The sequence below is a fragment of the Paraburkholderia sp. Clong3 genome (genome assembly GCF_050436485.1).
Classification (GTDB): domain Bacteria; phylum Pseudomonadota; class Gammaproteobacteria; order Burkholderiales; family Burkholderiaceae; genus Paraburkholderia; species Paraburkholderia tuberum.
In genome coordinates this window covers 1,490,723-1,515,873 of record NZ_JBNDMH010000003.1, presented here as the reverse complement: position 1 = coordinate 1,515,873, position 25,151 = coordinate 1,490,723, and the positions used below count along the sequence as shown (strand labels likewise).

The 25,151-nt window shown below is 63.2% G+C and carries 21 protein-coding genes, 1 tRNA gene and 4 pseudogenes; 7 read left to right on the top strand and 19 right to left on the bottom strand.

Going from position 1 to position 25,151, the window contains the following annotated elements; all coding sequences use genetic code 11:
* Positions 1-28 precede the first annotated feature (28 nt).
* The 3 genes from OKW30_RS30365 to OKW30_RS30355 form a co-directional block, all read right to left on the bottom strand.
* Positions 29-643 carry an Hsp20/alpha crystallin family protein gene (locus OKW30_RS30365; protein WP_184069100.1) on the bottom strand — a complete coding sequence of 205 codons (615 nt, stop codon included), beginning with the start codon at positions 641-643 and terminating at the stop codon, positions 29-31.
* A 41-nt stretch (positions 644-684) separates the two neighbouring features.
* Complete coding sequence (locus OKW30_RS30360; RefSeq protein ID WP_184069098.1) at positions 685-1,251, bottom strand: HdeD family acid-resistance protein; 567 nt, start codon at positions 1,249-1,251, stop codon at positions 685-687.
* Between the two features lie 113 nt (positions 1,252-1,364).
* Positions 1,365-2,258 (bottom strand): helix-turn-helix transcriptional regulator, encoded by an 894-nt coding sequence (locus OKW30_RS30355; protein WP_184069096.1) that lies wholly within the window; start codon positions 2,256-2,258, stop codon positions 1,365-1,367.
* A 294-nt stretch (positions 2,259-2,552) separates the two neighbouring features.
* Between OKW30_RS30355 and OKW30_RS30350 the strand changes: the two genes are divergently transcribed.
* Complete coding sequence (locus tag OKW30_RS30350) at positions 2,553-3,119, top strand: phosphate-starvation-inducible PsiE family protein (protein ID WP_184069425.1); 567 nt, start codon at positions 2,553-2,555, stop codon at positions 3,117-3,119.
* Between the two features lie 45 nt (positions 3,120-3,164).
* Here OKW30_RS30350 and OKW30_RS30345 read toward each other — a convergent pair.
* Positions 3,165-3,359: pseudogene (locus OKW30_RS30345) on the bottom strand (MFS transporter); the annotation flags it as partial.
* A 461-nt stretch (positions 3,360-3,820) separates the two neighbouring features.
* Here OKW30_RS30345 and OKW30_RS30340 point away from each other — a divergent pair.
* The gene (locus OKW30_RS30340; RefSeq protein WP_184062687.1) at positions 3,821-4,696 is read left to right on the top strand and encodes a tyrosine-type recombinase/integrase; all 876 of its coding nucleotides are present in this window, start codon (positions 3,821-3,823) and stop codon (positions 4,694-4,696) included.
* 23 nt (positions 4,697-4,719) lie between these two features.
* The gene (locus OKW30_RS30335; protein ID WP_429345668.1) at positions 4,720-5,889 is read left to right on the top strand and encodes an IS91 family transposase; all 1,170 of its coding nucleotides are present in this window, start codon (positions 4,720-4,722) and stop codon (positions 5,887-5,889) included.
* A gap of 741 nt (positions 5,890-6,630) precedes the next feature.
* On the opposite strand, the gene OKW30_RS30330 is transcribed toward OKW30_RS30335, so the two are convergent.
* The 6 genes and pseudogenes from OKW30_RS30330 to OKW30_RS30305 all read right to left on the bottom strand — a co-directional run bounded on the left by OKW30_RS30330 (position 6,631) and on the right by OKW30_RS30305 (position 10,007).
* Positions 6,631-7,728 carry an extracellular catalytic domain type 1 short-chain-length polyhydroxyalkanoate depolymerase gene (locus tag OKW30_RS30330; RefSeq protein WP_429348422.1) on the bottom strand — a complete coding sequence of 366 codons (1,098 nt, stop codon included), beginning with the start codon at positions 7,726-7,728 and terminating at the stop codon, positions 6,631-6,633.
* 45 nt (positions 7,729-7,773) lie between these two features.
* Positions 7,774-8,199 carry a CopG family transcriptional regulator gene (locus tag OKW30_RS30325; protein ID WP_018420777.1) on the bottom strand — a complete coding sequence of 142 codons (426 nt, stop codon included), beginning with the start codon at positions 8,197-8,199 and terminating at the stop codon, positions 7,774-7,776.
* Positions 8,200-8,712: 513 nt separating this feature from the next.
* Positions 8,713-8,785 (bottom strand) — tRNA-Lys (locus tag OKW30_RS30320).
* 66 nt (positions 8,786-8,851) lie between these two features.
* A pseudogene (locus OKW30_RS30315) lies at positions 8,852-9,001 on the bottom strand (Hsp20/alpha crystallin family protein); the annotation flags it as partial.
* A 126-nt stretch (positions 9,002-9,127) separates the two neighbouring features.
* Positions 9,128-9,535 carry an Hsp20/alpha crystallin family protein gene (locus tag OKW30_RS30310; RefSeq protein ID WP_184031351.1) on the bottom strand — a complete coding sequence of 136 codons (408 nt, stop codon included), beginning with the start codon at positions 9,533-9,535 and terminating at the stop codon, positions 9,128-9,130.
* Positions 9,536-9,563: 28 nt separating this feature from the next.
* Positions 9,564-10,007, bottom strand: a complete 444-nt coding sequence (locus tag OKW30_RS30305) for an Hsp20/alpha crystallin family protein (protein ID WP_429348421.1) — start codon at positions 10,005-10,007, stop codon at positions 9,564-9,566.
* A gap of 242 nt (positions 10,008-10,249) precedes the next feature.
* On the opposite strand from OKW30_RS30305, the gene OKW30_RS30300 reads away from it, so the two are divergent.
* A complete protein-coding gene (locus OKW30_RS30300) occupies positions 10,250-10,633 on the top strand; it encodes a hypothetical protein (RefSeq protein WP_429348420.1) in 384 nt (127 codons plus the stop codon).
* Positions 10,634-11,205: 572 nt separating this feature from the next.
* On the opposite strand, the gene OKW30_RS30295 is transcribed toward OKW30_RS30300, so the two are convergent.
* On the bottom strand, positions 11,206-11,973 hold the full coding sequence (locus OKW30_RS30295) for a hypothetical protein (protein WP_429348419.1): 768 nt from the start codon (positions 11,971-11,973) through the stop codon (positions 11,206-11,208).
* Positions 11,974-12,567: 594 nt separating this feature from the next.
* Here OKW30_RS30295 and OKW30_RS30290 point away from each other — a divergent pair.
* Positions 12,568-13,377 carry a class I SAM-dependent methyltransferase gene (locus tag OKW30_RS30290; protein ID WP_090806167.1) on the top strand — a complete coding sequence of 270 codons (810 nt, stop codon included), beginning with the start codon at positions 12,568-12,570 and terminating at the stop codon, positions 13,375-13,377.
* Between the two features lie 20 nt (positions 13,378-13,397).
* On the opposite strand, the pseudogene OKW30_RS30285 reads toward OKW30_RS30290, so the two are convergent.
* Both OKW30_RS30285 and OKW30_RS30280 read right to left on the bottom strand, forming a co-directional pair.
* Positions 13,398-16,152: pseudogene (locus tag OKW30_RS30285) on the bottom strand (HAD-IC family P-type ATPase).
* A gap of 45 nt (positions 16,153-16,197) precedes the next feature.
* A complete protein-coding gene (locus OKW30_RS30280) occupies positions 16,198-17,145 on the bottom strand; it encodes a polyphosphate kinase 2 family protein (RefSeq protein ID WP_429348418.1) in 948 nt (315 codons plus the stop codon).
* A 364-nt stretch (positions 17,146-17,509) separates the two neighbouring features.
* Between OKW30_RS30280 and OKW30_RS30275 the strand changes: the two are divergent.
* Positions 17,510-17,752 (top strand): annotated as a pseudogene (locus OKW30_RS30275) (phosphatase PAP2 family protein); the annotation flags it as partial.
* A 93-nt stretch (positions 17,753-17,845) separates the two neighbouring features.
* Here OKW30_RS30275 and yjfF read toward each other — a convergent pair.
* The 5 genes from yjfF to OKW30_RS30250 form a co-directional block, all read right to left on the bottom strand.
* Entirely contained in the window at positions 17,846-18,934 is a 1,089-nt protein-coding gene (gene yjfF / locus OKW30_RS30270) for a galactofuranose ABC transporter, permease protein YjfF (protein WP_429348417.1), read from the bottom strand.
* A complete protein-coding gene (locus OKW30_RS30265; RefSeq protein WP_429348416.1) occupies positions 18,931-19,974 on the bottom strand; it encodes an ABC transporter permease in 1,044 nt (347 codons plus the stop codon). Before OKW30_RS30265 ends, yjfF begins: the two co-directional genes overlap by 4 nt.
* Positions 19,971-21,605 (bottom strand): sugar ABC transporter ATP-binding protein, encoded by a 1,635-nt coding sequence (locus OKW30_RS30260; RefSeq protein WP_429348415.1) that lies wholly within the window; start codon positions 21,603-21,605, stop codon positions 19,971-19,973. Before OKW30_RS30260 ends, OKW30_RS30265 begins: the two co-directional genes overlap by 4 nt.
* A gap of 253 nt (positions 21,606-21,858) precedes the next feature.
* Positions 21,859-22,845 (bottom strand): ABC transporter substrate-binding protein, encoded by a 987-nt coding sequence (locus OKW30_RS30255; protein ID WP_429348414.1) that lies wholly within the window; start codon positions 22,843-22,845, stop codon positions 21,859-21,861.
* 181 nt (positions 22,846-23,026) lie between these two features.
* On the bottom strand, positions 23,027-23,629 hold the full coding sequence (locus tag OKW30_RS30250) for an alpha-ketoglutarate-dependent dioxygenase AlkB family protein (RefSeq protein WP_090806179.1): 603 nt from the start codon (positions 23,627-23,629) through the stop codon (positions 23,027-23,029).
* A 140-nt stretch (positions 23,630-23,769) separates the two neighbouring features.
* Between OKW30_RS30250 and OKW30_RS30245 the strand changes: the two genes are divergently transcribed.
* Entirely contained in the window at positions 23,770-24,354 is a 585-nt protein-coding gene (locus tag OKW30_RS30245; RefSeq protein WP_429348413.1) for a malonic semialdehyde reductase, read from the top strand.
* Between the two features lie 58 nt (positions 24,355-24,412).
* Here the strand turns inward: OKW30_RS30245 and OKW30_RS30240 are convergent, their stop codons facing one another.
* Positions 24,413-24,769 carry a hypothetical protein gene (locus tag OKW30_RS30240; RefSeq protein ID WP_429348412.1) on the bottom strand — a complete coding sequence of 119 codons (357 nt, stop codon included), beginning with the start codon at positions 24,767-24,769 and terminating at the stop codon, positions 24,413-24,415.
* Positions 24,770-25,151 lie beyond the last annotated feature (382 nt).

Below are 25,151 nucleotides of genomic sequence, written 5' to 3'. Positions count from 1 at the left end.
TGCCGCGAGGTCCGCGCGTCACCCGGTGTCATTTGATCTCGATCTGCTTCGTGGTTTGTGCTACCTCTCCGGCCTTCGGCACGCGTACCGTCAGCACGCCATTCTCGAAGCGCGCCTCGGCGCGATCGGGATCGATGCCGGCCGGCAGCGGAACCGCGCGCTGAAATTGCCCGAACGCACGTTCTATCCGGTAACAGCCTTTTTCTTCCCCTTTGGACTCGATCTGCTTGTTGCCGCTCAGCAGCAGCATGTTCTCGACTACTTCGAGTTTCACGTCGTCGCGGTTCAGGCCGGGCAGTTCGGCGACGATACGCAGCGCGTCGCCGTCGTCGACCACGTCGATGCGCGGCTGGAACCGGCTAGGGCTGAAGTCGCCGAACCACTGTTCCAGCGGACCGAGGCCACCGAACGGATCGCGGATCAGATCGGTGAACAGCTGGAAGGGATCGGCCAGCGGCCAGCGCGCCGAATCGGCCCATATCGACGGCAAGGCGGCGGCGCCTGAAGGCTGCGCACCGGCTGTTCGCTGGGTGCCCTGCTGCTGGGCCTGTTGCGGGACGCCGGACGAAGCCTGCCTCTGTTTCTCATCGGCGGAATGACGTAGAAACCTGAACGGGTTCCACTTGTCGAGATCGAGTGACATGACTGACTCCTTTCATGAATTGAGTTACACGATGCGCGCCCTCATCCGGCGGACGGATGGCCCCTCAGCCCATCGCGGAGCCAGCCCCGCGCACTGACGCCGAGCGCCAGCAGCAACGCGCCGGTGAAAATGGCATACGCACCGATCATCCAGACGAGCGCGAGCGCGCCGGCGCCGGGCCACGCTAGTACGAGCACGCCGAACACCAGGGAAAGAATGCCGCTCAGGTACAGCGGCCAGGTGCCGCGAATATGAACGCGCAGCCGGAACGCGGTGATAAGGTCGAACACGCCCGTCGCGATGGCATTGACGCCCATCACGAGGACGAGCACGAGGGCGGTGATCGTCGGCAGGAGGATCGCGATCAACCCGGCGGCGACGCTGCACAGTCCCAGCAGCAGCGGCGCCCACCAGCCAGGCGTATCACCGCGATGACGGACGGCCCCGCTGATCGCCCCAACGCCGCCGACGATTGCATACGCAGCGTACAACGCGACCAGAAAGGTGAGTGTAAGACCGGGCAGAGCCAACGCCAGCACGCCAAAGATGAAACTGGCCGCGCCGCGCAGCGCCAGCATCCACCACGCGTGTCCAAGCAGATTGTGCATTGTGGGCCTCGCGAGACAATGAACAGATGCCCGCTCAGCGCGCCTCGCGCCGCTGACGGAGCCATTGAAGCGATGTATTTCCACAGTACGCGCCGACAGCAGAGGCTTCTTTCTCATTCCTGCCGAGACGTGTCGGATTTCTGCGCTCCTGCCGTGTCATTCGCTGTCGCAGTCTGTGCACCATGGGCGGCAAGGCGGAACACGCGCGGGGTCATGCCCGTGTAGCGATGAAATACCTCGGTGAAGTGCTGCTGGGTCCGAAAACCCGTGCGGGCCGCGACATCAATCAGCGGCAATCTGCTCGAAGACAGCATCGTTTTGGCCAGCGTCACGCGCTCGGTGGTGAGATGAAAATGAGGCGGGGAGCCGGTTGTTTCTTTGAACGCGTGCGCAAAATGCGATGGGCTCATATGCACCCGGGCGGCGAGTTGTTCGACCTGAATGTTTTCGGCAATGTGTTCGCTGATGAACGCGTTGATCAGCATCAGTTTTAGCTGGCTGAGCGGCGCTTCACGAACGCGTGCGTGGACATCGCGGCTGTAATGGTACGAGACATGCAGGGCGATGGCATCGGCGAAACCATCGAGACAGCCGGCCTCCACGAAGGCCGTTTGAGCGAGCAATATCAACGTGCTCGCGGCCTCACGCAGAAACGGATCCCAGGCCTGAAACCACAGTGGCAATTCGCGGCTCGACGACGAGCCGAAAACCTGACGTGATCTGCTTTCGAGTATGCGCGAGTCGAGCGCGATGACGAGCCCTTGGGGATCGTCCTCGGCGGCAGTCAGTTTTGCACCGGCCGGAATCAGGCCGATGCACGGCGCGCGAACGTTGACCTGGCTTCGCGTGCCGGCGTTGTTCCGTCCACTTGCTTCCACAGCTGTCCTGTCTGCCGGGACGAGCAGGCAGATGTCCGCATGTGCTCCGCCGCGCCGCTCGGTGCAGCCTGTGCGGGGCGGGTAGTGACGTAATCCCTGATGGGGCGCTGCCAAAATGGCGTGTTCCATATTGCGCAATCGTCGGGGTACAGTGCATGGACCTGCTGCTTCAAGCTTAGTACCTCTTCGCGTACATGAAAGGTACCCTCGTATCAGAAGCGCGAAATAGTTCGGCCTCTGTTATCAATAACTGCATACGTCCGTTCTGCTTTGGGCAGTTATCCGTAAGGAACCCGCGCAAACGCAAAAGACCGTAGCATATGCGTTACGCGATCATCGAATGAACTGTGCGCGACGCATGTGCAATCCATGCACGCGCGCGGTGCTTTCGCGGCGCAGCGACGGCCGCCCGGGAGCCAAATCATGGAAAGAAAGAAAAGCTGGCTGCGCAGGGATCTCGATGCGTTGCGTCTGCAGTGGGACATGCTCACCTTTTATGAACGCTTCGAGCAGCTTGTCGCGCATGTGCTGAGCGTGGTGATTTCCATCATCATCCTCGTGTCGCTCTGGCAGTTGATTCGCGCGGTGATTTCATTGCTGGTTTCGGACGCGCTGAACCCGCTGGATCACGCGGTGTTTCAGACCATCTTCGGCATGGTCATGACGCTGCTGATCGCGATGGAGTTCAAACATTCGATTACGCGCGTGATGGCGCGGCGCGATCACATCGTGCAGGTCAAAACGGTGCTTCTCGTTGCCCTGCTCGCTATCGCCCGCAAATTCATCATTCTCGATCCGGCCAGTGCGCCTGCCCAGATCGCGGCGCTTGGGTTTGCGCTGGTTGCGCTGGGGAGCGTCTACTGGCTGATGCGACAGCGTGATGACCCGGCCGACGCGACGGCCGCCACGCAAGCGCAGAGCGATCGCACGGCGGACGCGCTGCGACAGGAAGGGGTACGGCCAGGCGAAGGCGGGCAGCGCGGCAATTGATTCGACTCGCCACGCTCGTCACGGAGTGGCAGCGTAAGCGACAATCTAGCGGACATCGTCGATGGCCACGCGAAGTCGTGCCGCTTGCGGTTGCACGCGGGATACGAGCGTTTCGAGCGCGAGCCCCTTCGTCTCGATGCCCATCGCCCACACCGCAAGCGCCACCACGCCGAACGACAGCGCACGGAGCGTGAACATGCCGCCCTGGCCGAATGCCAGCAACACGAGACCGACCGCATGCCGATCGGCGACTGAAACCCCGGCGACGCGGACGACCTGATTGCGGTGCTTGCTAACGGATGCGTCTTCTCTTTTGATCAGGCCGTCATGCGTGCGATGGTGGCGCATCTTCACTCGACCCACCAACGACAAGTACTTCAAAACGTCATCTGCCATCGTCTCCTGGCCGCTCGGGAGCCGTCGTTCGCGAAACTTACCGGAGAGGCGGAAGTGGGTCGAAAGTACTCATTCGCTGAAGTCGGTGGCGGCCGTGCGCCATTGCCTTGCCGAACGACCGGTCTCCAGCAGTGAGCGGGCATATCGGCGTCGATACACAAACGTCGGCTTAGGCCAACTGGACTAAACCGCTCGCGCGGTAGGGGGCTGCGGCCCGTCTCTGGCGGCGAATGGGAGGCCAGTGGCGCCGGCGCTTATGTTGGTGGTTGAGGCAATCCGCCTCGTCCTCCAGCAGGAGCCCCATCATGACCTCCTCCGATCCGGGCATCAGCCCGCTGCGCCGCCGTATGCTTGAGGACTTGCGCATGCGCAAGTTCGCACCCAAGACCCAGGCCGCCTACCTACGTGCCGTACGTCAGTTCGCCCGATACCTCGGGCGTTTACCCGATACCGCCACTGTCGAGGACCTCCGGGACTACCAGCTGCATCTGGTCGATCACGGCGCGTCGCCGGTGTCGCTGAACGCCGCGATCAGCGGTCTGAAGTTCTTCTTCGAAGTCACGCTCGGCCGGCCTGAGCTGATGGCGCGGATGCAGCCGGTACGCGTGCCTCGCACGCTCCCGGTTGTGCTCAGCCCCGAGGAGGTGCGCCGGCTCATCGCGGCAGCCGGAAACCTCAAGCATCAGACCGCGCTGTCGGTCGCCTATGGCGCCGGGCTGCGTGCGAGCGAAGTGGTCGCCCTCAGGGTCAGCGACATCGACAGCCAGCGCATGACCCTGCGCATCGAGCAGGGCAAGGGCCGCCGTGACCGCTACGCGATGCTCTCGCCGGTCCTGCTCGAACGTCTGCGCGTCTGGTGGCGCGTTGCCCGTGCCCAGGGCTGCATGCTCGATGGCGGGTGGCTCTTTCCGGGCCTCGATCCGATCGACCCGCTCAGCACGCGGCAACTGACCCGCGCCATCCATGCGGCCGCCGAGACCGCAAACATCGACAAGCGCGTATCCATGCACACGCTGAGGCATTCCTTTGCCACGCACCTGCTGGAACAGAAGGAGGATATCCGCGTGATCCAGGTGCTCCTTGGACACAGGCAGATCGAGACCACCACGCTCTATACCCAGGTTGCCACTGACCTCCTGCGCAAGGTGGTCAGTCCGCTGGACCGCCTGCCCGCCGGCTAGCCCGGCCGCACGCGGAGCACCCCGTGCTGGAGGTCGCGGATATCTTCCGCGCCTGCGGGCCGGCGTGGCGGCGCACGGTAGCGCTGAGCCTGGGGCAGCTGAAGGTCATGTCGGCCATCGAACAGTGCCGCAGTGCGGCACTCGGGGGGCATGTGCTGCGCTGCGCCGGCTGCGACCGCATCGAGGTTGCCTACAACTCCTGCCGCAACCGTCATTGCCCGAAGTGCCAGGGCAGTGCTGCGCATCGCTGGCTCCAGGCACGCCAGGCCGATCTGCTTCCGGTCGGGTACTACCATGTCGTCTTCACGCTGCCCGCGCCCATCAGTGCCATCGCCTGGTACAACAAGGCCGTCATCTACGGGCTGCTGTTCGATATCGCCGCCGAAACGCTACGCACCATTGCCGCTGATCCGAAGCACCTCGGCGCCCAGATCGGCGCGACGCTCGTGCTGCACACCTGGGGCTCGGCACTCACGCATCATCCGCACGTACACGGTATCGTCCCCGGTGGTGGGCTGTCGCCCGATGGTCAGCGGTGGATCGGATGCCGGCCCGGCTTCTTCCTGCCGGTACGTGTGCTATCGCGCCTGTTCCGCAGGCGCTTGCTCGAAGCGCTCACGGACGCGCACCGGCACGGCCACCTGCAGTTCTTCGGCCAGTACGCTGAACTTGCCGACCCAGCTGTCTTTGACGTGTGGCTTGCGCCGCTGCGTGCCTGCGAATGGGTCGTCTACGCAAAGCGTCCCTTTGCAGGACCCGAAGCAGTGCTCGCGTACCTGTCGCGATATACGCACCGCGTCGCGATCTCCAGCCAGCGCCTGCTTGCATTCGATGAACGCGGCGTGACCTTCCGCTGGAAGGACTACCGTGCGAAGGGGCACACCCGCTACAAGACCATGACCCTCGAAGCCGGCGAGTTCATGCGCCGCTTCCTGCTCCATGTGCTGCCCGGTGGCTTCCATCGTATCCGTCACTACGGACTGCTCGCCAACCCGGTGCGCCGCGCCAGTCTCGCGAAGGTCCGCGAACTGCTGCACGTCGCGACCGACGTCAACACATCAGCTCACGAAACCGTCATCGAAACGCGCCCCGCCTTCATCTGCCGGCACTGCGGCGCGCCGATGATCGTCATCGATATCCTTGCGCGCATTGCACCGATCCGCGCACCACCCACGCGCCGGGGCGAGATATGAGCGCCACTGTTCCAGGACGAACAACCCGACCCTCGGCTTTGCGGCAACGCGGCCCACGAGCAGACCTTTGCGTCTGTCGCTTCGCACAGGCCCTTGCACGTCCGTTCCGCCATCACGATGGCGCCACTGCACCGCTTCGGCACAACCTCAGCCCTCAACCGGCCTCCCGCCTGACCACGCATCCCGCAACACCGCTCGCCATCCCGGGCAATCAATCGCCATAGCCCCGAAGACTCCATTGCATCAGAGCACTCCGCGGTTTCCTCCCTTCAGGTTTATTCAACGCCTGCCCGCACGCGCCGGCGCGCACCCCGAGTCCACGGACATGGGCAGGCATCGAACAAACCTCAAGATGACACGACGCCGGCATCCGGCGATCGAATGACCGCTCGGTGGAGCTGCCGTCTGAATGTCCTCGCGACGCGTCGGGCGAAGGTCGCCTTCTGGCCGATGACTGCCTCATGCAATGGGCACACATCGCTCGAACTTCGCAAGGCCGCGATCGGCGACACGCGGCCCGTTGTTGACGATGGACGAACACGCGTGGATGTCTCCAATTGAATGGCAACCCGCCGTACGTTGATTGCGGCGCAAATCCGGCTTCGCCGACCTGCCGCCCAGGATTCGCCCCGGAAGTGATTCATCGGGCAGCCTTTTATGCAGTTGAGCAAGCGGACTTGCTCTACATCCAGAGCGGACGCCACTTCGTCGCAATCATGGTAACCACAAGAGAGGCCTGCACTATTGTCGTTGCGGATGATCAAGAAAGAAGCGCAGCATTTCGGCACTCGCATCCGGACCAGTAGCGTCCGTATAACTGCCTCGTGCATTGCCGCCTGCCCAAGCGTGCCCTGCGCCATGAATGGTCCACAACTCGGCGTCGATACCGTCGCCGGAAACCAGCCGCGAGACGGTACAGGCGCGTCGGCCCGCGTCGACCCGACGCGGTTCGCTGCCGGCGTCCGGCCGTGCGTCGAACCTCTGCACGAGCCGCGTGGCATTCGCTACGTGAACGGTGGCATCCGCGTCACCATGAAAGACGATCATGGGCCGTCTCGGTGACAAGTCTGTATCGCCTTGCACACGCCGTGCATTTCGGGGGTGCTTGCCGCCTTTCATCGCCGCGAGCGCGGAGGGTAAATTGTGCGCGCACCGTGCCGGAAGACCGGAATGCACGCCGACCGCGGCATACAGCTCGGGATACTCGGCGATCATGATCGCCGCCATTGCGCCCCCCGCGGACATCCCCGCGACGTACACGCGCGCAGGATCGACGTTGTGGGCCGAGATGATTTCGCGCGTGATGCCTGCGATCAGCGACGGCTCGCCGCGCTCGCGATGCTGATCGTCAGGTTTGAACCAGTTCCAGCACTTCGACGGATTCGCCTGCTGCGGTTGCACCGGATAAGCGACGAGACATCGATGCCGCTCGGCAAGCGCGTTCATCTGCGTGCCTGCTGCGAAATCGTCGGCGTCCTGCGTGCAGCCGTGCAGCATCACAATCAGTGGCAGCGGCTCGCCGGCGCCACCCGCCGGCACATACAACCGATATTGACGGCGACCGGCGGCATTCGCATACGCAAGCGTGATGAAAAGTCCTCGTTCCTCCACGTCAAGGCAGTCTTCTCGCGCCTTGTGCGCGGTCGCGTCCTTGGTCTTTGCAAACGGGAAGACAACGGGCTCTGGCGTCTTGTCCCGCGACGCAGTTTCGTTCACTGCACCGACGCTTTCCCCTCGCAGTGCGCGTTGTATCGCTTCTGTCGCTTCGGCAACGCCGCGGGTACGCAGCAAGGTCATCGCTTCGTGCATTGAGTTCAGAAAGCCTTCGTTGAGTTTCATCACATTTGTCCGATTACCGGTGTTGAGGGGGTGGGCCTCGCGCGGCTAGTGGATTCTGCCGGCAAGCGCCGTCTTGACTGCGGGCGAAGCGTGAAAGGCTCCCAGCACCACGACGCTTTCGATAGTCGCGAGCGCGAGTTCCGGGGAGACATCGGCGGCAATGCTGGCCAATCCCAGGACCTGAATGTTGAGACGCTCGCGCGCGGCTCGAATCGCCTCGAGATCCTGCCTGGAGAAATGCTGCAGCCCGAGCACGAGCGAACGACGCGCAACCGTTTCCTGGACGACCCGCGCATGTAGCGCGAGCTGGTTGCGAATCGCCGTTCGGATCAGGTCGGTCCGGTTCGCATAGAAGCCTTCTTCAACCAGGAGATCGATCTGCCCGAGGTCGACGGGTCCGAGGTTGATCGTGATTTTTTCCGAGTCGCCGCCTTTCGAGCGGGGGGTGTCCAATACCGCGGGTTTCTTCATCGCACCATCCTTGCACCATCCATATGGAGGGTTATAGGATGGTTTTAGATGCGCCGCAACATAAAAATTTGGGGTCGAGACGCCTTCTGGGCTCGCCGCATCGCTGGTCGTGGGGGCTAGATAGAGCGCGGATATCGCTCAGTGGTTGTCGCGTGACTTTCCCAAGCGCTATCGCCGGTCGATGCGCACATGGATAGCTACGAGGTACTGGCCGGTGGAGGACGCGGCAGCGGTTGAATACCGCGCTGAGCCTCCTCGGCGCTTCGCGGAACAACTCGCCTGCCGGTCTCATCGTTGTAAAGGCCAGTTACAGCGCTGGGTTTGTGACACGCGCCTTCCTCGATCTGGTGGCTCAATACTATTCGTTTAACAATAGCCGAGGCCCTACACGCTGAGCAGAACCTTCCGCACGTCGGACTCGGGGGCAATGCGCTCATCCTGCCCCGCTTGACCGGGCACCGGGCATCCAGTGATGTCGCGCCTGCAAGGTCCGACTCGATCGTGCCGACTGGGCAGGCCGTACTGGATTCGAACCAGTGACCAACGGATTAAAAGTCCGCTGCTCTACCAGCTGAGCTAACGGCCCGACTCGCCCGATGTTCCCCGCGACCGGGGCACTTCTTGCCTGTTTGGCCTGGCCGATGTCGATCGTGCGACTCGTGGATCGCGCCGGCTCCGATTTCGGCACGGTCAACGTGAGCACACCGTTATCAAATTTTGCCAATGCGTGATCGGGGTCGGCGTTTTCCGGCATCGGAATCGTGCGCATGAAGCTTCCATAGGCGCGCTCGAGCCGGTAGCAGCCGTCTTCCTCGCCGCGCCAGCATTCTCACGTTTGACGTCCCGCATCTGGACCGCCGCAATCGGAAGGTGGCGGCCAGACGACCGCCACCTGTTTTCTCGCCGTTGTTGCTGTCCACTGCCGACCTCAGTCCGTCCGCACCTCGATGCGGCGCGGCCGGGCTTCGTCGCGGCGCGGTATCGTCAGTTTCAGTACGCCGTCCTTCAGGTTCGCATCGATTTTCGTTGCGTCGAAGTCAGCCCCGAGAGCGAACGCCCGCGCGAAATGCGGCTGGCGGATCTCCGCATGTTGCAGGCGCAGCCCCGCCGGCGTGGGCACCACCGCCTCGGCCTCGATGTACAGGTTGCCATCGTGTACCTTCACATCAAGGCGGTCCTTTGTAACGCCGGGCAGATCGGCCCACAGGGTGATGCCCTGGCTGTCCTCGAAGATGTCTACGGGCGGCGTTAGCGTGATCGGGCGTTGCGACTGCTCGTCTTCGCGACGGGCCACCGCCGTTTCGTCTTTCCTGGCAAGTTCTGTCGTGTCGTTCATGATGTCCTCCTCAGTTCTGCGACCGGTTTCATTGAACAGTGATGGCCCGCGGCTTCGACGTCTCCCGCTTGCCGATGCTCACGGTCAGGCAACCATTGGTGTACTGCGCCGTGACCTTGCCGGGGTCCGCATGCTGCGGCAGTTCAATGACGCGCCGGAAGGTGCCGACGAACCGCTCCTGCGCATAAGTACGCACGTCGTCGCCGGCCGCTTCCGGCTGTCCCGTCTGGCGCTCGCCGCTGATGGTCAGCAGCCCTTTGTCGATGGATACGTCGAGATGCGCCGGATCGATACCGGGCGCGAACGCGACGATCTCGATAGAGTCGTCGGTCGAACCGATGTTGACCTGCGGGAAGGCGCCGAAGCGCCCGGAACGGATACTGGAGGGGAAACCGCCGAAGAGACTCGCCATCTGCCGTTGCAGACGGTCGAACTCGCTGAAAAGGTCGGTCCCGAAGTAGAGACCACTCATGATCGTTTCCTCCTTGGATGCAGCAGGGAAACGAACCGGCCTACGCGCTCCAGTCCGTCTGCCATGCTGCGGCAAACAAATCGAAACACGCAGCGCGCCGGAATGCCGGCGCGACTGCCTGAGCGGAATTCAGAATAGAATCCCAAACGAAAATTTCAAGGGGATTTTTCGGCTTTCTGTTCTTGAAGCCGGGAGGTCACATCCCTATCTTCACGAGGTCCTGACGACCATGCGAGGACACCATGGAATTCGCATACGATTGGCTGACCCTTGGCCAGCACCGAATCAGGTTGCGCTCAACAAAGGGGTTCCCGACCGAGACGATGCGCACGGCGGTCGAAGTCATCCGGTTGGCGATCGACAGCAACATGAGCGCGCGTGCGCGGCTGGTTGAAGTGATATTCCTGCAGGAAACCGCCTACGAGATTGCGGTCGGCACCACGTTCGCCGATGACCGGCTATGCGCGCCGCCGCTGGAAGCGGCGATCGCGACCGTCCTGGGCCTGCAGCCCGCGCAGGTCAATATTTCAGTGACCGTAGTCACCCAGGAAGAGGTCGATCTGCACTTTGGTGTCTACGAAAGGATGCTGGCCGAAAAGCTCGGCGTGGTACCGCCGATCCAGTGATGCGTCGTGGCAGGCAGCGGGCGGACGATCGGCAAGGGCACCACTCCGCGCTTGCCGCGCAGTCGCCCGGCTGCGGCTGCTGACGGCGGCGCCGCCTTTGCTGCATGCAATTAGCAGCGTCCCACCGGATTGCGTACTGCAGAGTCGGTCGATGTGCGTGACTGCAACGAACCGTCAATCCCCGTTTGCGGTCCCATCCGCACGGGGATCTGCGACGCTTGCGCCGCTGAGTACGAAAAGCACCAGCACGAACACTGCGAGCAATGCGCGGAAGCCTGTCGGCGCTAAAGGAATGCAGAGCTATGAGGCAGTAAGCAGGGGCTCGCTTTGAGGTCGCATATGCATCGACGTGCCGCAGACGACGACGCGAAATAGCGACGTTCACGGCCGCCGCGCGGCAGGCCAGCAGTAAGCGGGCATATCGACATCGGCGCACGGACGTCGGCAATGGCCAATGACGTGTCGCACCGTGACGAGCTGACGACCGTTGCTCCCGGGGAGCTGCCGCTGACTTCGTGCGAACTTCCCGGAGCTCCCTACCCCAGCGGGTCCATCCCGCTGCCGGGAAAACATTACTGCTTCTGTAACGGTTGGCCGCGCAGCCAGCCATGAATATTCGCTAGCACCTCAGTCTCGATCCCAAGAAACCCATGCGGCGAGTGCCCGCCGCACCTTGTTGACGTATCGCCTTCTCCCTCCGTCGAACCGACTTCGACATACGCAAAGTGGTTGCTCTCGGCCAGCCGCTTACCCGCATACGCCGGCGACGACACGCATTGGTCGTTCCGGTTGGAGACAACGAGCACCCGATGTGTAGTGCCATCCACGTCAAGATCGGAGATAGTCGCGCCGCCTCCCTTGTGGGAAACCGTGACCGGTGACGTCAGGACAAAGGCATCCGCGATGCTTGGATCGCGTTCCAGCGCGTTGCCGACCGACACCGTGCCTGCGCTCGTCCCGATCAGCGCAATCTTCGACTTGGGGAACCGCTCGCGCAACTTTGCCACGATGGCCTGCGTGTCGGCGAACGACTCCTTGCTGCGACGGAACAGGTCATCGACGCCCGGCGCGCGGTCGGACGGCGTATCGACCAGCACCACGGCGTCTCCTCGATCGATCCAATGGTGAGCCGAGCGGATCAGGAAATTGCCCTTGAGCGTCGTCGCGCCGGTAGTGTCCAGATGCAGGGCGCCCGGCGTGCCTCCGAACAGAACGACGACCCACGCCGGGCTCGACGAAGGCGACTCGACAAAAATGCTTTGCGTGACTCCTTCGCGCGACGCAAACGTCACGAGTTCGCCGTGGTCGAGCGGATCGGCATAGATATGGGCGGATAGCATGAGAACAGCCAGCGTGCAGCAAAAACGTTTCATACAAGAGTCCTCGAGCTATCGATGACAGAGTCGAATGCCATGCAGGTCGTTCGCTCTCCACATGCTCGCGCATCATTGCATACCTTGAACGCAGGCTTCTGTCGGTCACGATCTACCTGACGCACATCGCGCTGTTCGACCGCATTGTTAAGTTAACGCAGAATAAGACGGCCGAGCAACGGGAGGTTGGCACTGATGTTCGCTCGAACACAACGGATTAGCGTCAAGGCGCAAAACCATCAGAATAAGGCGCGAAATGGAGAGGTTCCCCGACCGGTTTTGACAAATTCAACTGCTATCCTTCAAAACTTGAACCCGTTCACTATCGCGGCTTTATCCAGGTAGTTGCTGCCGCAGGTCTCGCCAAACGCAGTCCATCAGCGCTCAAAATCGGAGTAGTCAACATCCCGCGAACCTCTCAACCCCGATGTCACTCGGGCAGCGAAAGCCGGTACTGCGGAAACGGATTGCGCAGACCTCAACATGGGCCAAGGATTACCAGCATACTGGCCCGGTAGAGCCTGAAATTCGTCGTATCGTTCGCACCGCCATGAGGGAGATATGCATAAACCCATCGACACTGAAACGATCCCGAGCAATGAATTGCAGCAGGTCAAGGCGACTTATGCCAAGCTTTGCGAGGACTACATTGCACATCGTAGCGATGGTGAATACCGGGACTATGTGCAATCGGTCATTGCCAACAACGCGAGTCTCGATCGCCACGTGCGCGCGTTCGAAATTTACGCACCGTATATCAAGCGTGGCATGAAAGTGCTCGACTGGGGATGCCGGCACGCGCCAGATTCGTGCATGCTTCGCACGCTCTACCATGACATCGATATATATGGCTGCGACATCTGCAAGGATGGGCAATTCGCGGAATTCCATGAGTACGCCGGGTTATCTTTCGCATCGCTCGATCATGAATTTCTGTTGCCCTACGAAGACAATCAATTCGATGTGGTGATCGGAAGCGGTGTACTCGAGCACGTGGCCCGCGAGCAAAAGAGCCTCGATGAGCTATGGCGCGTGCTGAAAAACGACGGTTTGCTGATAATCACATTTTTACCTAACCGCTTATCGGTGACCGAAAACGCGTGCAGAGTCATGAAGAAGTACACGGGCCATAATCGGCTGTACAGTCTCAGCGACGCGAAACGCCTGTTTCTCAGGTCAGGGTTCGTGCTCGAAGAATGCGGCTATCACCAGGTCTTTCCCACCTTCGCAAAAGGCATAAAGGGCGGCGGAGCGCTCAACGCACTGGCCAATATCGGCATGAAGCTGAACCGGCCTTTCGAGCGGATACCGATCGTGAATGCAGTCTCGGCTAACCTGTTTTTCATCCTCCGCCGCGTGCATGAGATGTAGCAGGCGGCCGCCAAGGCGGCCTACCTGGCGGGATCATTGGGCACGGCCGCGCCCTCCTGTTGCGACGTCACAAATCCTCTCAATGCAGGGGTGAGCCGGAAAACGAGCTTCTCGATCTCCACCACGAGGAAAAACAGGACGCCACCACCGACGAGCCACCCCCACGCCGACAAGGGCAGAGCCTCGGTGTGGAAAACGGCATGGAACGGGAACGTATAGGTGAACAGAAGCTGCAAGACCACGACGCCGGCTATTCCGTACCAGAGATTGCGATTGCCTGTATGGGCGCGCACGGACAGCGACGAATCGAGCAGATACCGGATGTTGAGCAGATAGAACACCTGGCCCAGCGTAATGGCGTTGACCGCGGCCGTGCGCGCCATCTGATCCGACGCCCCTTGCGACTTCATCCAGAAGAAGGTGGACAGCGTATAGATCACGAGCGCCGCGCCGACGAACAGGATGCGCCAGATGCCGAAGCGCGTGACGATCGGCCGGTCGATTGCGCGTGGCGAGCGGCGCATCACGTCTGCCTCGTGCGGCTCGAACGAAATGGTCAGGCCGAGCGCGACGGAAGTAACCATGTTGACCCACAGGATCTGCGGCGCCGTGATCGGCAGCGTGAAGGTGAACAGGATCGCCACCGCGATCACCGCGCCTTGCGCGACATTGGTCGGCAGCATGAACAGCATCGCTTTCTCGATGTTGTTGTAGACCGTGCGCCCTTCCTTCACCGCCGCGGAGATCGACGCGAAATTGTCGTCGGCGAGGATCATGCCCGCCGCCTCCTTCGTCACCTCGGTGCCCTTGATCCCCATCGCGACACCGATGTCGGCTTTCTTGAGCGCCGGCGCATCGTTGACGCCGTCGCCCGTCATCGCGACGATCTGCCGATTCGCCTGGATCGCCTTGACGAGCCGCAGCTTGTGCTCGGGACTCGCGCGCGCGAACACGTCGACGCCGCGCACGCATTCCTGCAGCGCCGCATCGTTCATCGCCTCGATCTCGGTGCCGGACACGGCGGTCTTGCCGTCGCCGATGCCCAGCATTCTTGCGATTGCCGCCGCCGTGATCTTGTGGTCGCCCGTGATCATCGTCACGCGAATGCCGCCGCCGTGGCATTCGCGCACGGCGTCGATCGCCTCTTTGCGCGGCGGGTCCATCAGGCCCACGAGGCCGAGCAGTACGAGGGTACGCGGCAGGTCCTGCGGCCCGAGGCCGCCCGTACGCAGGCCCGGGTCCGACAGCCACGCGAGCCCGAGCACGCGCTCGCCTTGCGCGGCGAGCCGGTCGCCCTCCCTCGCGAAGTGCTCGCGATCGAGCGGCGCCGGGCCTTGCGCCGTCTGCTGCCGGTCGCAGTGGTCGAGGATCACCTCTGGCGCGCCTTTGACCAGCAGCATTTCGCCGTCCGTCGAACGGTTCAGCGTCGCCATGAACTTGTGCTCGGACTCGAAGGGGATCGCGTCGATCCTCGGCGCGGCGGCCGTCTCGGCGGCACGGTCCATGCCCAGCTTGGAAGCGAACGGATACAGCGCGCCCTCGGTCGGGTCACCCTCCACTTTCCATTTTCCGTCTTCCTCGAAGAGCTCGGCGTCGTTGCACAACAACGACACGCGGCCCATCAGCTTGAGCACGTCCGGCGCGGCGCCGAGCGGCTTGCCATCCGCGCTGACCTCTCCTTCGCTGGCGTAGCCGTCGCCCGTCACGGCATAGGCCGCTTCGGCCGTTACGACGGAGGTCACCATCATCTCCATCAGGGTCAGCGTGCCCGTTTTATCCGAGCAGATGCGCGAGACGGCGCCCAGTGTTTCGACCGCCGGCAGGCGCCGAATAATGGCGTTGCGCTGGGCCATGCGCTGCACGCCGATGGCGAGCGTGATGGTGATGAGCGCCGGCAGGCCTTCCGGGATGACCGATACCGCAATCCCCACGATGGCCTGGAACAGCTCGACGAAAGTCATGTGTCCGAGCCAGTGCCCCCAGGAGAAGAGCAGCACGCTGACAACGGCGATCACTGCCGTGATGACGTAGCCGAACTTCTTGATCTGGCGCAGCAGCGGCGTCTCGAGCGCGCTGACCTCGGCGAGCATCTGGTTGATCCGGCCGAGTTCCGTCTGGCTCCCAGTTGACACCACGACGCCGGTTGCCCGGCCCGACAAGACCATCGTGCCGCAGAACGCCATGTTCTCGCGGTCGCCGACCGTGGCTTTGGCGGGTACCGGCGCGGTGCCCTTCTCGGCCGGGAGGGATTCCCCCGTAAGAGCCGCTTCTTCCGTGCGCAGGTTCCTGGCGTCGACGAGACGCATGTCCGCCGGGATTTTGTCGCCCGATTCCAGTAGCACGATGTCGCCAGGCACGAGTTCCTCGGCGGGGATCAAGCGAACCGCTCCGCCACGCATCACGCGCGCTTCCGCGGACAGCATGTTGCGAATCGAGTCGAGCGCCTTCTCGGCGCGTCCTTCCTGCAGGAAGCCGAGCAGCGAGTTGAGGATGACGACGGCCCAGAATGACCGAGCCATCGAGCCACAGGCCCAGCATGAACTTGACGAAACCGGCCGCGAGCAGCACGTAGATCAGAACGTTGTGGAGCTGCATCAGGAAGCGTACGACCGGCCCCCTCTTCTTGCCCTGCGGGAGGCGGTTCGGCCCATAGGTGGCCAGCCGCCCGGTCGCTTCCGTTGCATCGAGGCCCTGCGCGGGATCGACGTTGAACTGCCGTTCGATGTCACCGGCCGGCATCGCATGCCACGGCGTCGCACTCTCAACTGAGCTCATCCTCGTGTCTCCCGGTTCCAGTGATTTCGGGTCAGGGGGCCGCTCTCAATGGTCTGGATCGTCCCCGGGTTGATCGGGTCTCGTCTCGTCCACCGCTTCAGCGTCGAGTTCCTCCCTCGCGGCGGTGAGATCCTTCGTCTGCGCTTGCGTGGCTTTCGGATATTCGAGGTCGAGCTTCTCGACGGCCTCGACGATCGCGGCCGCGACGATGAGGCGCGTGAAAGGTTTGTTGTCGGCGGGCACGACGAACCACGGAGCCGCTTCGGAGGCCGTCGCGCGGATCGCCTCTTCATAGGCGCGCATATAGTCGTTCCAGTAGCGACGCTCGCGAACGTCGGCTGCGGAAAACTTCCAGTGCTTGTCGGGATTGTCGAGGCGATCCATGAATCGCCTCTTCTGCTCCCCGTACGACAGGTTCAGATAGAACTTGAGAATGACCACGCCCTGGCGCGTCAGATAGTCCTCGAAGCGCGCGATGTCGGCGAGCCGCTCGTCCCATATGTTGTTGCCGACCCGTGCCGGTGGGATCTTCTGCGCATGGAGCAGATGCTGATGCACGCGCACCACCAGCACCTCTTCATAGTACGAGCGGTTGAAAATGCCGATGTGCCCGCGCTCGGGCACTTTCCTCGAATAGCGCCAAAGGAAGTCGTGGGAGAGCTCCTCATCCGACGGCTGCTTGAACGAAATGACATCGCACCCCTGCGGATTGACGCGCGACATCACGTGCTTGATCGTCCCATCCTTTCCCGCGGCGTCCATGGCCTGGAACACCAGCAGCACGGACCAGGAATCCTGCGCGTAGAGGATCTCCTGCTCCATCGCGAGCCATTTCGACCCGCGCTGGAGCAGTTGCTGCGCCTCTTCCTTATGCATTCTGAGTCCCAGCGTCTCGCCGGGATCGAAATTCTTCAGGAAGAAATCTTTGCCGCTCGTGACGCGGAACGGCTCGGTGTATGCCCGCAGCGCGTCGAGTATTTCCATGCGAACCATCGCTTTTTCTCCACGGCATCTGCATTCAGTTGCACGATTCGCGGATTGCATCGCAACCGCAGTCGTACTGTTCACAACTCTTTCTGATAATAGGTCACGCAAACGGAAACGTGCTCATCGGCACCGACGCTACGCACCCGCATAGCGACGGGAAAACACACGTCTGAACGCTGCCACGTTCCGGACCGCCATGCCGGTCGATCACCGCCTGTCGGCCCCGTCGACCCAGTCGCGACAAGGCCGTCAGACGATAGGCATTACCTGTGCTTATCCTTCACCAGACAGCGCCAACAAAAAAATGGACGAGCACAATGTCGAGCCACGAACACGAACACGGGGAACAGCGGAGTAGTGGGCGTTACCCGCTATTGTCTTTATCTATGCGCTGCGTCGCATGCCACGGCTTTTGCTGTTTGCGATTCCTCTCAACGTGACGATGATCCCGTCGACGCCGACGCAAGGCGGTCACTATCTCGCCGATGTGTTTGCGGGTCTGCTGCCCAGTGCGCTGACGATTGCAGCGCTCAGGCGCTGCATGCACCTGCTGGCGACGCGCAAAGCCGCGAATGCGCCGAGCTCGCGATCCATGCCGGTGCGAACGGCATGAGCTGGACGCTCGGAAGCGGCCGCGCGGACTAACGTGAACGCGGCGCGGCGTGCGCCGCGCCGCCGTGGTTCGAAGCGACTGGAAGACCGCGCGCTAGCCCGGCGCCCGCCCCAACACCTGCGAATCCGACGCCGTCGTCGACGTCTCGTCACGCCCGTGCCCCGTCGTCGTGACCGCATTGGTGCCGCCGGGCCGACGCACCGATTTCGCGTGCCGCTCGATCAATCGCTGCAGCAAACAGAACGCGCACAGCAGCGCGCCGATCACGATCCGCGTCCACCACGAACTGAGCGTGCCGTCGAACGTAATCAGCGTCTGGATCGTGCCCAGAATGCCGACGCCGAACAGCGAGCCGACCACATAACCGACGCCGCCCGTCAGCAGCGTGCCGCCGATCACCGTGGCCGCAATCGCATCGAGTTCCATGCCCTGCCCTTGCAGCCCATAGCCCGACAGCACGTAGAACGTGAACACCGCGCCGCCGAGCGCCGAACAGAAGCCGCTCAGCGCATACACGCCGACCCGCGTGCGCGCGACCGGCAGGCCCATCAGCAGCGCCGAGCGCGGATTGCCGCCGACCGCATATACGTTGCGTCCGAAGCGCGTGAAATGGGCGACATAGATCGCGGCCGCGAGCGTCACGGCCGCGATCAGCACGTTCGCCGATACCGAACCGACGCCGACACTGAGACGAAACGCGGAGATCGCCTTGAACGTCGGATCGGTGATCGTGATCGACTGCGTCGTGATCAGAAAGCACAGGCCACGCGCGAAGAACATCCCCGCCAGCGTCACGATGAACGCCTGCAGGCGGAAGTAGTGAATCAGCGCGCCCTGCACCGCGCCGAATACCGTGCCCATCAACAGCACGATCGGAATGATGAGCCACACCGACACATGCATGTGCTCGGACAGCACGGCTTCGACGATCGTCGTCAGCGCGACGATCGAGCCCACCGACAGATCGATGCCCCCCGACACGATCACGAACGTCATGCCGATCGCGACGATCAGCAGGAACGCGTTGTCGACGAGCAGATCGAGCAACACCTGCCACGCGAAGAAACCGGTGTACATCACCGAACCAAAGCCGAACAGCGCGCAGAACAGCAGGACCGTCACCGCGATCGGCAGCGTGCGCGGATCGACCAGGCGGGCGAGTGCTTCGAGAACGCGCGTCATCGTGCCACCTCGCGCGATTTAACGAGCGAGGCGCCGAACGACACCGCGAGCGCGCGTGCCACCGGCGACTGGATCACGCTGACCGCGAGCACGACGGCCGCCTTCACGACGAGCGTCGCTTCCGGCGGCACGCCGATCGAATACGTGGTGTACGTGAGCGTCTGGATGATCAGCGCGCCGAGCACCGTGCCCGCGAAACTGAAGCGGCCGCCGAGCAGCGACGTGCCGCCGAGCGTCACGGCGAGAATCGCGTCGAGTTCGAGCAGCAAGCCCGCGTTGTTGCCGTCCGCGCTACGCACGTTCGAGCTGATCAGGATGCCGGCCAGCGCCGCGGTCAAGCCCGAGAAGCCGTACACCGCGAATACGATCGCCTTCGAGCGCAAGCCGACGAGCCGCGTCGCAACCGGGTTCACGCCGATCGCACGAATGAACAGACCGAGCGCCGTGCCCTCGACCAGGGCGGCGGTCGCCAGCACGGCTACGGTCGCGATCCATACCGAGCACGGCACGCCGAGCCAGTAGCCGCCACCGACGAACAGATAGCCGGGCGCGCCGATCGGGATGATCTGCCCGGCGGTCAGCAGTTGCGCGATGCCACGGCCCGCGACCATCAGAATCAGCGTCGCGATGATCGGCTGCATGCCGACGAACGCGACGAGCAGCCCGTTCCACATGCCGCTCAAGATGCCGACGACGAGCGCGGCCAGCAGCGCCTGCGCGATCAGCGCACCGCTCGGCACGGCCTGGGTCGCGAGTATCGTCGCGGCCGCGGCGCCCGCGATCGCGACCACCGCGCCGACCGAAATATCGATGCCGCGTGTCGCAATCACGAGCGTCATGCCGATCGCGACCAGCACGAGCGGTGCCGCGCGATTCAGGATGTCGATCGGCGCGCCGAACAGGTGGCCGTCGAGCGTGCGCAGCGCGAGAAAATGCGGATTGGCCAGCAGGTTCAGTCCGCCCAGCAACACGAGCGTCACGCATGGCCACAGCAGCGGACGCTCCACCCCGTCGCGCGCGAACCAGTTCGATAGCTTCATTCGCCGCTCCCTGCGATGAGTCGGTAGATGTTGTCCTCGTTCGATGCCTTACCGGCCACCTCGGCGATCTTGCGGCGATCGCGCAGCACCGCGACGCGATGGCTCACGCGCAGCACCTCGCTGATCTCCGACGAGATGAACAGGATGGACAGGCCGTTCGCGCACAGCGCGAGCAGCCGGTCCATGATGTCGAATTTCGCGGCGACGTCGATGCCGCGGGTCGGCTCGTCGAGGATCAGCAGTTTGGGATCGGTTGCCAGCCAGCGCGCGAGCAGCGCCTTCTGCTGGTTGCCGCCGGACAGCAGCGCGATCGGCTGCTCGGCGTCGGACACCTTGATGCCGAGCCGCTCGATCCACATATCGGCGAGCTCGCGCGCGCGTTGCCGGCTGATCTTGCGCCACCAGCCGCGCCGCGCCTGCAACGCGAGCATGATGTTTTCGCGGATCGACAGTTCGGCGACGATGCCTTCCTTCTTGCGGTCTTCCGCGCAATAGCCGATGCCGTGGCGCACCGCGTCGTGCGGCGTGCGCAGCCGCACGGCGCGCCCTTCGACGAGGATCGTGCCGCTGTCCGCGCGATCCGCGCCGAACAGAAGCCGCGCGGTTTCGGTGCGGCCCGAGCCGAGCAGACCCGCGAGGCCGAGAATCTTGCCGGCCTGCATCTCGAGATCGATCGGCTGCAAGGTGCCGCGACGGCCGACGCCGCGCAGCTCGATGAACGGCTGCGTGGCCGTTGCTTCCGTGTGGTCTTGCGCGACCTCCTGATCGTCGGCGGCCTGTCCTTCGTGCGCCGCTTCGCGCAGACGCGCGCTCATGCGCTCGTGGCCGACCATCTTCGCGACCAGCTGATCCGCGGACAGATCGCGCGCGAGATATTCGCCTTCGCGCTCGCCGTTGCGCATCACCGTGATGCGATCGGAGATCGCATAAGTCTGCTCGATGAAATGCGTGACGAACAGGATCGCAATGCCCGATCGCTTAAGATGTCGAAGTATTTTGAATAGCTGCGCGACTTCGCTGTCGTCGAGGCTCGAAGTCGGTTCGTCGAGAATCAGCACGCGCGCATCGACGGACAACGCTCGCGCGATCGCGACCATCTGCTGCACGGCGATCGGATAGGCGTCGAGCGAGCGCGTGACGTCGAGCGACACGTCGAGGCGCGCGAGCGCTTCCTGCGCGCGCCGCTTGATGTCGGGCCAGTCGATCGCGCCGAAGCGGCGCGGCTGCCGGCCCGCGAAGATGTTCTCCGCCACCGACAGATTCGGGCACAGGTTCACTTCCTGGTACAGCGTGCGCACGCCGGCCGCCTCGGCTTCCTGCGGCGACGCGAACGCGACCACCTCGCCGCCGAGGCGGATCGTGCCGGCATCGGGTGCGAGCACGCCGGTGAGCACGTTGATCAACGTGGATTTGCCGGCGCCGTTCTGGCCCATCAGCGTATGGACCTCGCCGGGAAACAGGCGGAAGTCGACGTGTTGCAACGCCTTGACGCCCGGAAATGTCTTGCTGACGCCGGAGGTCGCCAGAATCGGTTCGCGCGCGCTCATGTCATTCTGTTGGCCTGGCGCGCCCGGCGGCCTGCCGCGCCGCGGCTGGTCCGGCTGATTCGGTTCGGTAGCGGAATGGGTCATGGACCTCGCTCGATCGGCTATGCATGGTTCGGCAGGCCCCAGCGGCATGCTCCCGCGGGCGCATGCTCCTGAAAAGAGACCGCCCGCTGCAAAAGAAAGCAGCCCGGGCGGTCAGGCACCACTGGAGAAACCTGTTCGATGCGTCCGTACTGCACATCTCCTTCGCGCCGTCAGCCCGTTGGCCCCGGCGCCTGAACACCGCACACGCCGCGGCGCTCGCGCGAGCGCTGCCGCGGCGACGTTGCGCGCCGCGTCAGTACTTACGCGACGGCAGAGTTTGCGCGGCCACGCTCATCGGGAAGACAGTCTCCTGAGTCAGGATGCGCTTCGGCAGCGGCTTGCCAGCCACCACGTCTTTCACCGCCGACATCAGCTGCGGTCCGAGCAGCGGGCTGCACTCGACGTCGACGTTCATCTTGCCGGCGGCCATCGCCTGGAAGCCGCCCTTGGTTGCGTCGAACGAAACTACGACGACGTCCTTGCCCGGATGCATGCCGGCTTCTTCCATCGCCTGGATCGCGCCGAGCGCCATGTCGTCGTTATGAGCATAGACGGCGTTGATCTTGTTGCCGTAGGTCTTGATGAACGCTTCCATCACCTGCTTGCCGCCGGCGAGCGTGAAGTCGCCGCTTTGCGACGCGATGATCTTGAACTTCGGATCGCTTTTGATCACTTCGATCAGACCCGCGTGGCGGTCGTTGGCCGGCGCGGAGCCGACCGTGCCTTGCAGCTCGGCGATGTTGACCGGACCTTTATCGTCCTTGTAGTGATCCGCGAGCCAGTGGCCGCCGCGCCGTCCTTCTTCGAGGAAGTCCGAGCCGATCATCGTCACGTACAGCGACGTGTCCTTCACGTCGATGTTGCGGTCGGTCAGGATCACCGGAATCTTCGCGGCCTTGGCTTCGAGCAGCACCGGTTCCCAGCCCGATTCGACGACCGGCGAGAACGCGATCACGTCGACCTTCTGCGCGATATACGAGCGGATCGCCTTGATCTGGTTCTCCTGCTTCTGCTGCGCGTCGGAGAATTTGAGGTTGATGCCGGCCTCCGTCGCCGCCGACTTCACCGATTCGGTATTCGCGGTGCGCCATGCGCTTTCCGCACCGACCTGCGCAAAACCGAGCGTAATTTTCTTGTCCTCGGCATGCGCGCCGGGCGTGGCCAGCGTCAGCGCTCCGAGACTCGCGCAAAGCGCGAGCGCGCCCAGAGCGCGACACGCGGCACGTCGTGTATTCGCCATGACAGTCTCCAATCGTTGTTGTGTAGACGACCCAGCGGTCTGCCCGGCCCTCGCGGCCCTCACGACGCATGGATCGTGAGGTAGCGTACTGTGCGACGCGTTAACCGTCCAATCATATGATTCGCGCCCTCGATATCAGTTTTGGTATGGCGCGCCGGTCAGAGCATTGCCGCTCGCTGCCTCAGGTCGGCGTCATTCTCGGAGTGACCCAGCGAAACGTCAGATTGATGCGCTCGCCGCTCACGCGCGGCTCCTTCGGCACCCGATGACGCCACTGCGCCTGCGTGTCGCCTTTCATCACGAGCAGGCTGCCGCCCTTCAGCGAGAACGATTGCACGACGCCGCTGCGGTTGTGCTGCAGATCGAACCTGCGCGCGACGCCGAGGCTCACCGACGCGATTACCGGTTGCTTGCCGAGTTCGGGCTCGCGGTCTGCGTGCCAGCCCATGCTGTCGGCGCCACTGCGGTAGCGATTCAGCAGCACGCTGTTAAAACGCGCGCCGCTGGTCGCCTCGACGGCCGCCTTCAGTTCGGCGACGGCGGGCGTCCATGCTTGCGGCACGTTGCGGATGCCCGAGTACACGTACACCGCGTCCGGCTCGCCCTGCCAGGCGGTCAGACGCGGCAGTGCAACACGGCCGGCGGGCGTGCCCATCATGTCCTGGCGCCATTGCACTTCGTCGATCAGTCGGGCCAGCAGGCGTTCGGCGTCGGCCGCTGCGAGCCAGTCTGGATACCAGTCGACGTCGGGCGTCGGCAGGTCGTTGAATAAATCGGTGCTCATCGGAATGTCTGGGTGCAAGCGGAGAAGTCAAAACCCTGACTATTATGGCGACACCGGCTCACCCGCTGATTCACGCGCGTTGCTCTTTCATTCGACGCGGCTCTCCGCATTCTCTCTGTTCTTTCGCACGGACCACTTCCATGACACTTTCCGATCAGGCGCTCAAGCAGCTCTTTCGCGACGCGCGTACGCAAAATGGCTGGCAGAACAAGCCGATCGACGACGCCGTGCTGCGCGAGCTGATGGAGCTCGTACTGCTCGGCCCGACCTCGGCCAATTCCAGTCCGGGCCGCTTCGTGTTCGTCAGGACGCCGGAGGGCAAGGAGAAACTGCGCCCGGCGTTGTCGGCTGGCAATCTCGAGAAAACGATGGCCGCGCCCGTCACGGTGATCGTCGCCATGGACATGGCCTTCTATGAGTATCTGCCGAAACTGTTTCCCCATGCGGATGCGCGCAGCTGGTTCGTCGGCAACGAGCGGTTGATCGCGGACACGGCGTTTCGCAATTCGACGCTGCAAGGCGGGTATCTGATTCTCGCGGCGCGTGCGCTCGGTCTCGACACTGGGCCGATGTCGGGCTTCGATCAGGCCAAGGTCGACGAAGCGTTTTTTGCGGGCACGACGCTGAAGTCGAACTTCCTGATCAATCTTGGCCACGGCGATCCGTCAAAGCTGTTTGCACGCAGCCCGCGTTTTTCGTTCGACGAAGCGGCGCGCATAGTGTGACGGCGCGTTGATGATGGATGGCGCTGCGGGTGCGCGCCACGCGCTGGATCGGATCGCGTCAGGTCAGCACCGCGATATAAAAGACCACCGTGCCGATCAGCGCACCGATGAAGCAGAAGCCCTCTTCGGCTTCGTCGCCATTCGAGCGCAGCCACGCGCCGACCGCACCGAACAGGCCCGCGATGCCGAGCGCGACGCACACCATCACGACGTCGAACAGCGCGCTTTTGCCGAGTTCGGAGAAATCGATGTTGCGTACGCCGACGTAAAGCGCAATCGCCATCAGCGAGATGCCGACGAGCGGCAGCATCACGTGGCTGCCCTCGCGCCCGACATGATGCTCATGATGCTCATGATGAACATGATGCACGTCGTGCGCGTGATGCCACAGGTGGCCCGATTTGAGCAGCTTCATGGTGTGCCTCCCCCCCGCCCGATCTTTCCCGGCGACAGAACCAGTCATGGCCGAAGCGCCCTACGCTGCCCCGGCAACAAGCTGGCTTGTTTCAAGCATACTCCACGCATGAATACGATTCAAAGCCCATTTAATTCGCTTGCATAGGCATTGAATGCGCGGCGCGCGGCCCTGTAAGTATGTGCTGAGCACGGAATGCGCCTGCCCCGGCGAACACCTTTCGTGGCGCGTCCCGGCGGCTTCGGGGCCGGCGTGTCGTGCGGTGCGGGAGCACGAATTTTGCGGCTACGGCAAGGGACTGAACATGTCGGTAGAATGATTCGCCGCGTTCGTTAACCGATCGCCGCCGCGCTGTCGCTGATGCCGGCCCTTTGGCCTCCTT

Excerpts from the sequence above, each read along its gene's own strand:
- OKW30_RS30280 (WP_429348418.1), bottom strand. The coding sequence starts at position 17,145 with ATGGTTCGCATGGAAATACTCGACGCGCTGCGGGCATACACCGAGCCG.
- OKW30_RS30250 (WP_090806179.1), bottom strand. The coding sequence starts at position 23,629 with ATGAGCACCGATTTATTCAACGACCTGCCGACGCCCGACGTCGACTGG.
- OKW30_RS30290 (WP_090806167.1), top strand. The coding sequence starts at position 12,568 with ATGCATAAACCCATCGACACTGAAACGATCCCGAGCAATGAATTGCAG.
- yjfF (WP_429348417.1), bottom strand. The coding sequence starts at position 18,934 with ATGACGCGCGTTCTCGAAGCACTCGCCCGCCTGGTCGATCCGCGCACG.
- OKW30_RS30260 (WP_429348415.1), bottom strand. The coding sequence starts at position 21,605 with ATGACCCATTCCGCTACCGAACCGAATCAGCCGGACCAGCCGCGGCGC.
- OKW30_RS30325 (WP_018420777.1), bottom strand. The coding sequence starts at position 8,199 with ATGAAGAAACCCGCGGTATTGGACACCCCCCGCTCGAAAGGCGGCGAC.
- OKW30_RS30240 (WP_429348412.1), bottom strand. The coding sequence starts at position 24,769 with ATGAAGCTGCTCAAATCGGGCCACCTGTGGCATCACGCGCACGACGTG.
- OKW30_RS30300 (WP_429348420.1), top strand. The coding sequence starts at position 10,250 with ATGGAATTCGCATACGATTGGCTGACCCTTGGCCAGCACCGAATCAGG.
- OKW30_RS30350 (WP_184069425.1), top strand. The coding sequence starts at position 2,553 with ATGGAAAGAAAGAAAAGCTGGCTGCGCAGGGATCTCGATGCGTTGCGT.
- OKW30_RS30305 (WP_429348421.1), bottom strand. The coding sequence starts at position 10,007 with ATGAGTGGTCTCTACTTCGGGACCGACCTTTTCAGCGAGTTCGACCGT.
- OKW30_RS30295 (WP_429348419.1), bottom strand. The coding sequence starts at position 11,973 with ATGCTATCCGCCCATATCTATGCCGATCCGCTCGACCACGGCGAACTC.
- OKW30_RS30330 (WP_429348422.1), bottom strand. The coding sequence starts at position 7,728 with ATGAAACTCAACGAAGGCTTTCTGAACTCAATGCACGAAGCGATGACC.
- OKW30_RS30360 (WP_184069098.1), bottom strand. The coding sequence starts at position 1,251 with ATGCACAATCTGCTTGGACACGCGTGGTGGATGCTGGCGCTGCGCGGC.
- OKW30_RS30245 (WP_429348413.1), top strand. The coding sequence starts at position 23,770 with ATGACACTTTCCGATCAGGCGCTCAAGCAGCTCTTTCGCGACGCGCGT.
- OKW30_RS30255 (WP_429348414.1), bottom strand. The coding sequence starts at position 22,845 with ATGGCGAATACACGACGTGCCGCGTGTCGCGCTCTGGGCGCGCTCGCG.
- OKW30_RS30265 (WP_429348416.1), bottom strand. The coding sequence starts at position 19,974 with ATGAAGCTATCGAACTGGTTCGCGCGCGACGGGGTGGAGCGTCCGCTG.
- OKW30_RS30355 (WP_184069096.1), bottom strand. The coding sequence starts at position 2,258 with ATGGAACACGCCATTTTGGCAGCGCCCCATCAGGGATTACGTCACTAC.
- OKW30_RS30365 (WP_184069100.1), bottom strand. The coding sequence starts at position 643 with ATGTCACTCGATCTCGACAAGTGGAACCCGTTCAGGTTTCTACGTCAT.
- OKW30_RS30310 (WP_184031351.1), bottom strand. The coding sequence starts at position 9,535 with ATGAACGACACGACAGAACTTGCCAGGAAAGACGAAACGGCGGTGGCC.
- OKW30_RS30340 (WP_184062687.1), top strand. The coding sequence starts at position 3,821 with ATGACCTCCTCCGATCCGGGCATCAGCCCGCTGCGCCGCCGTATGCTT.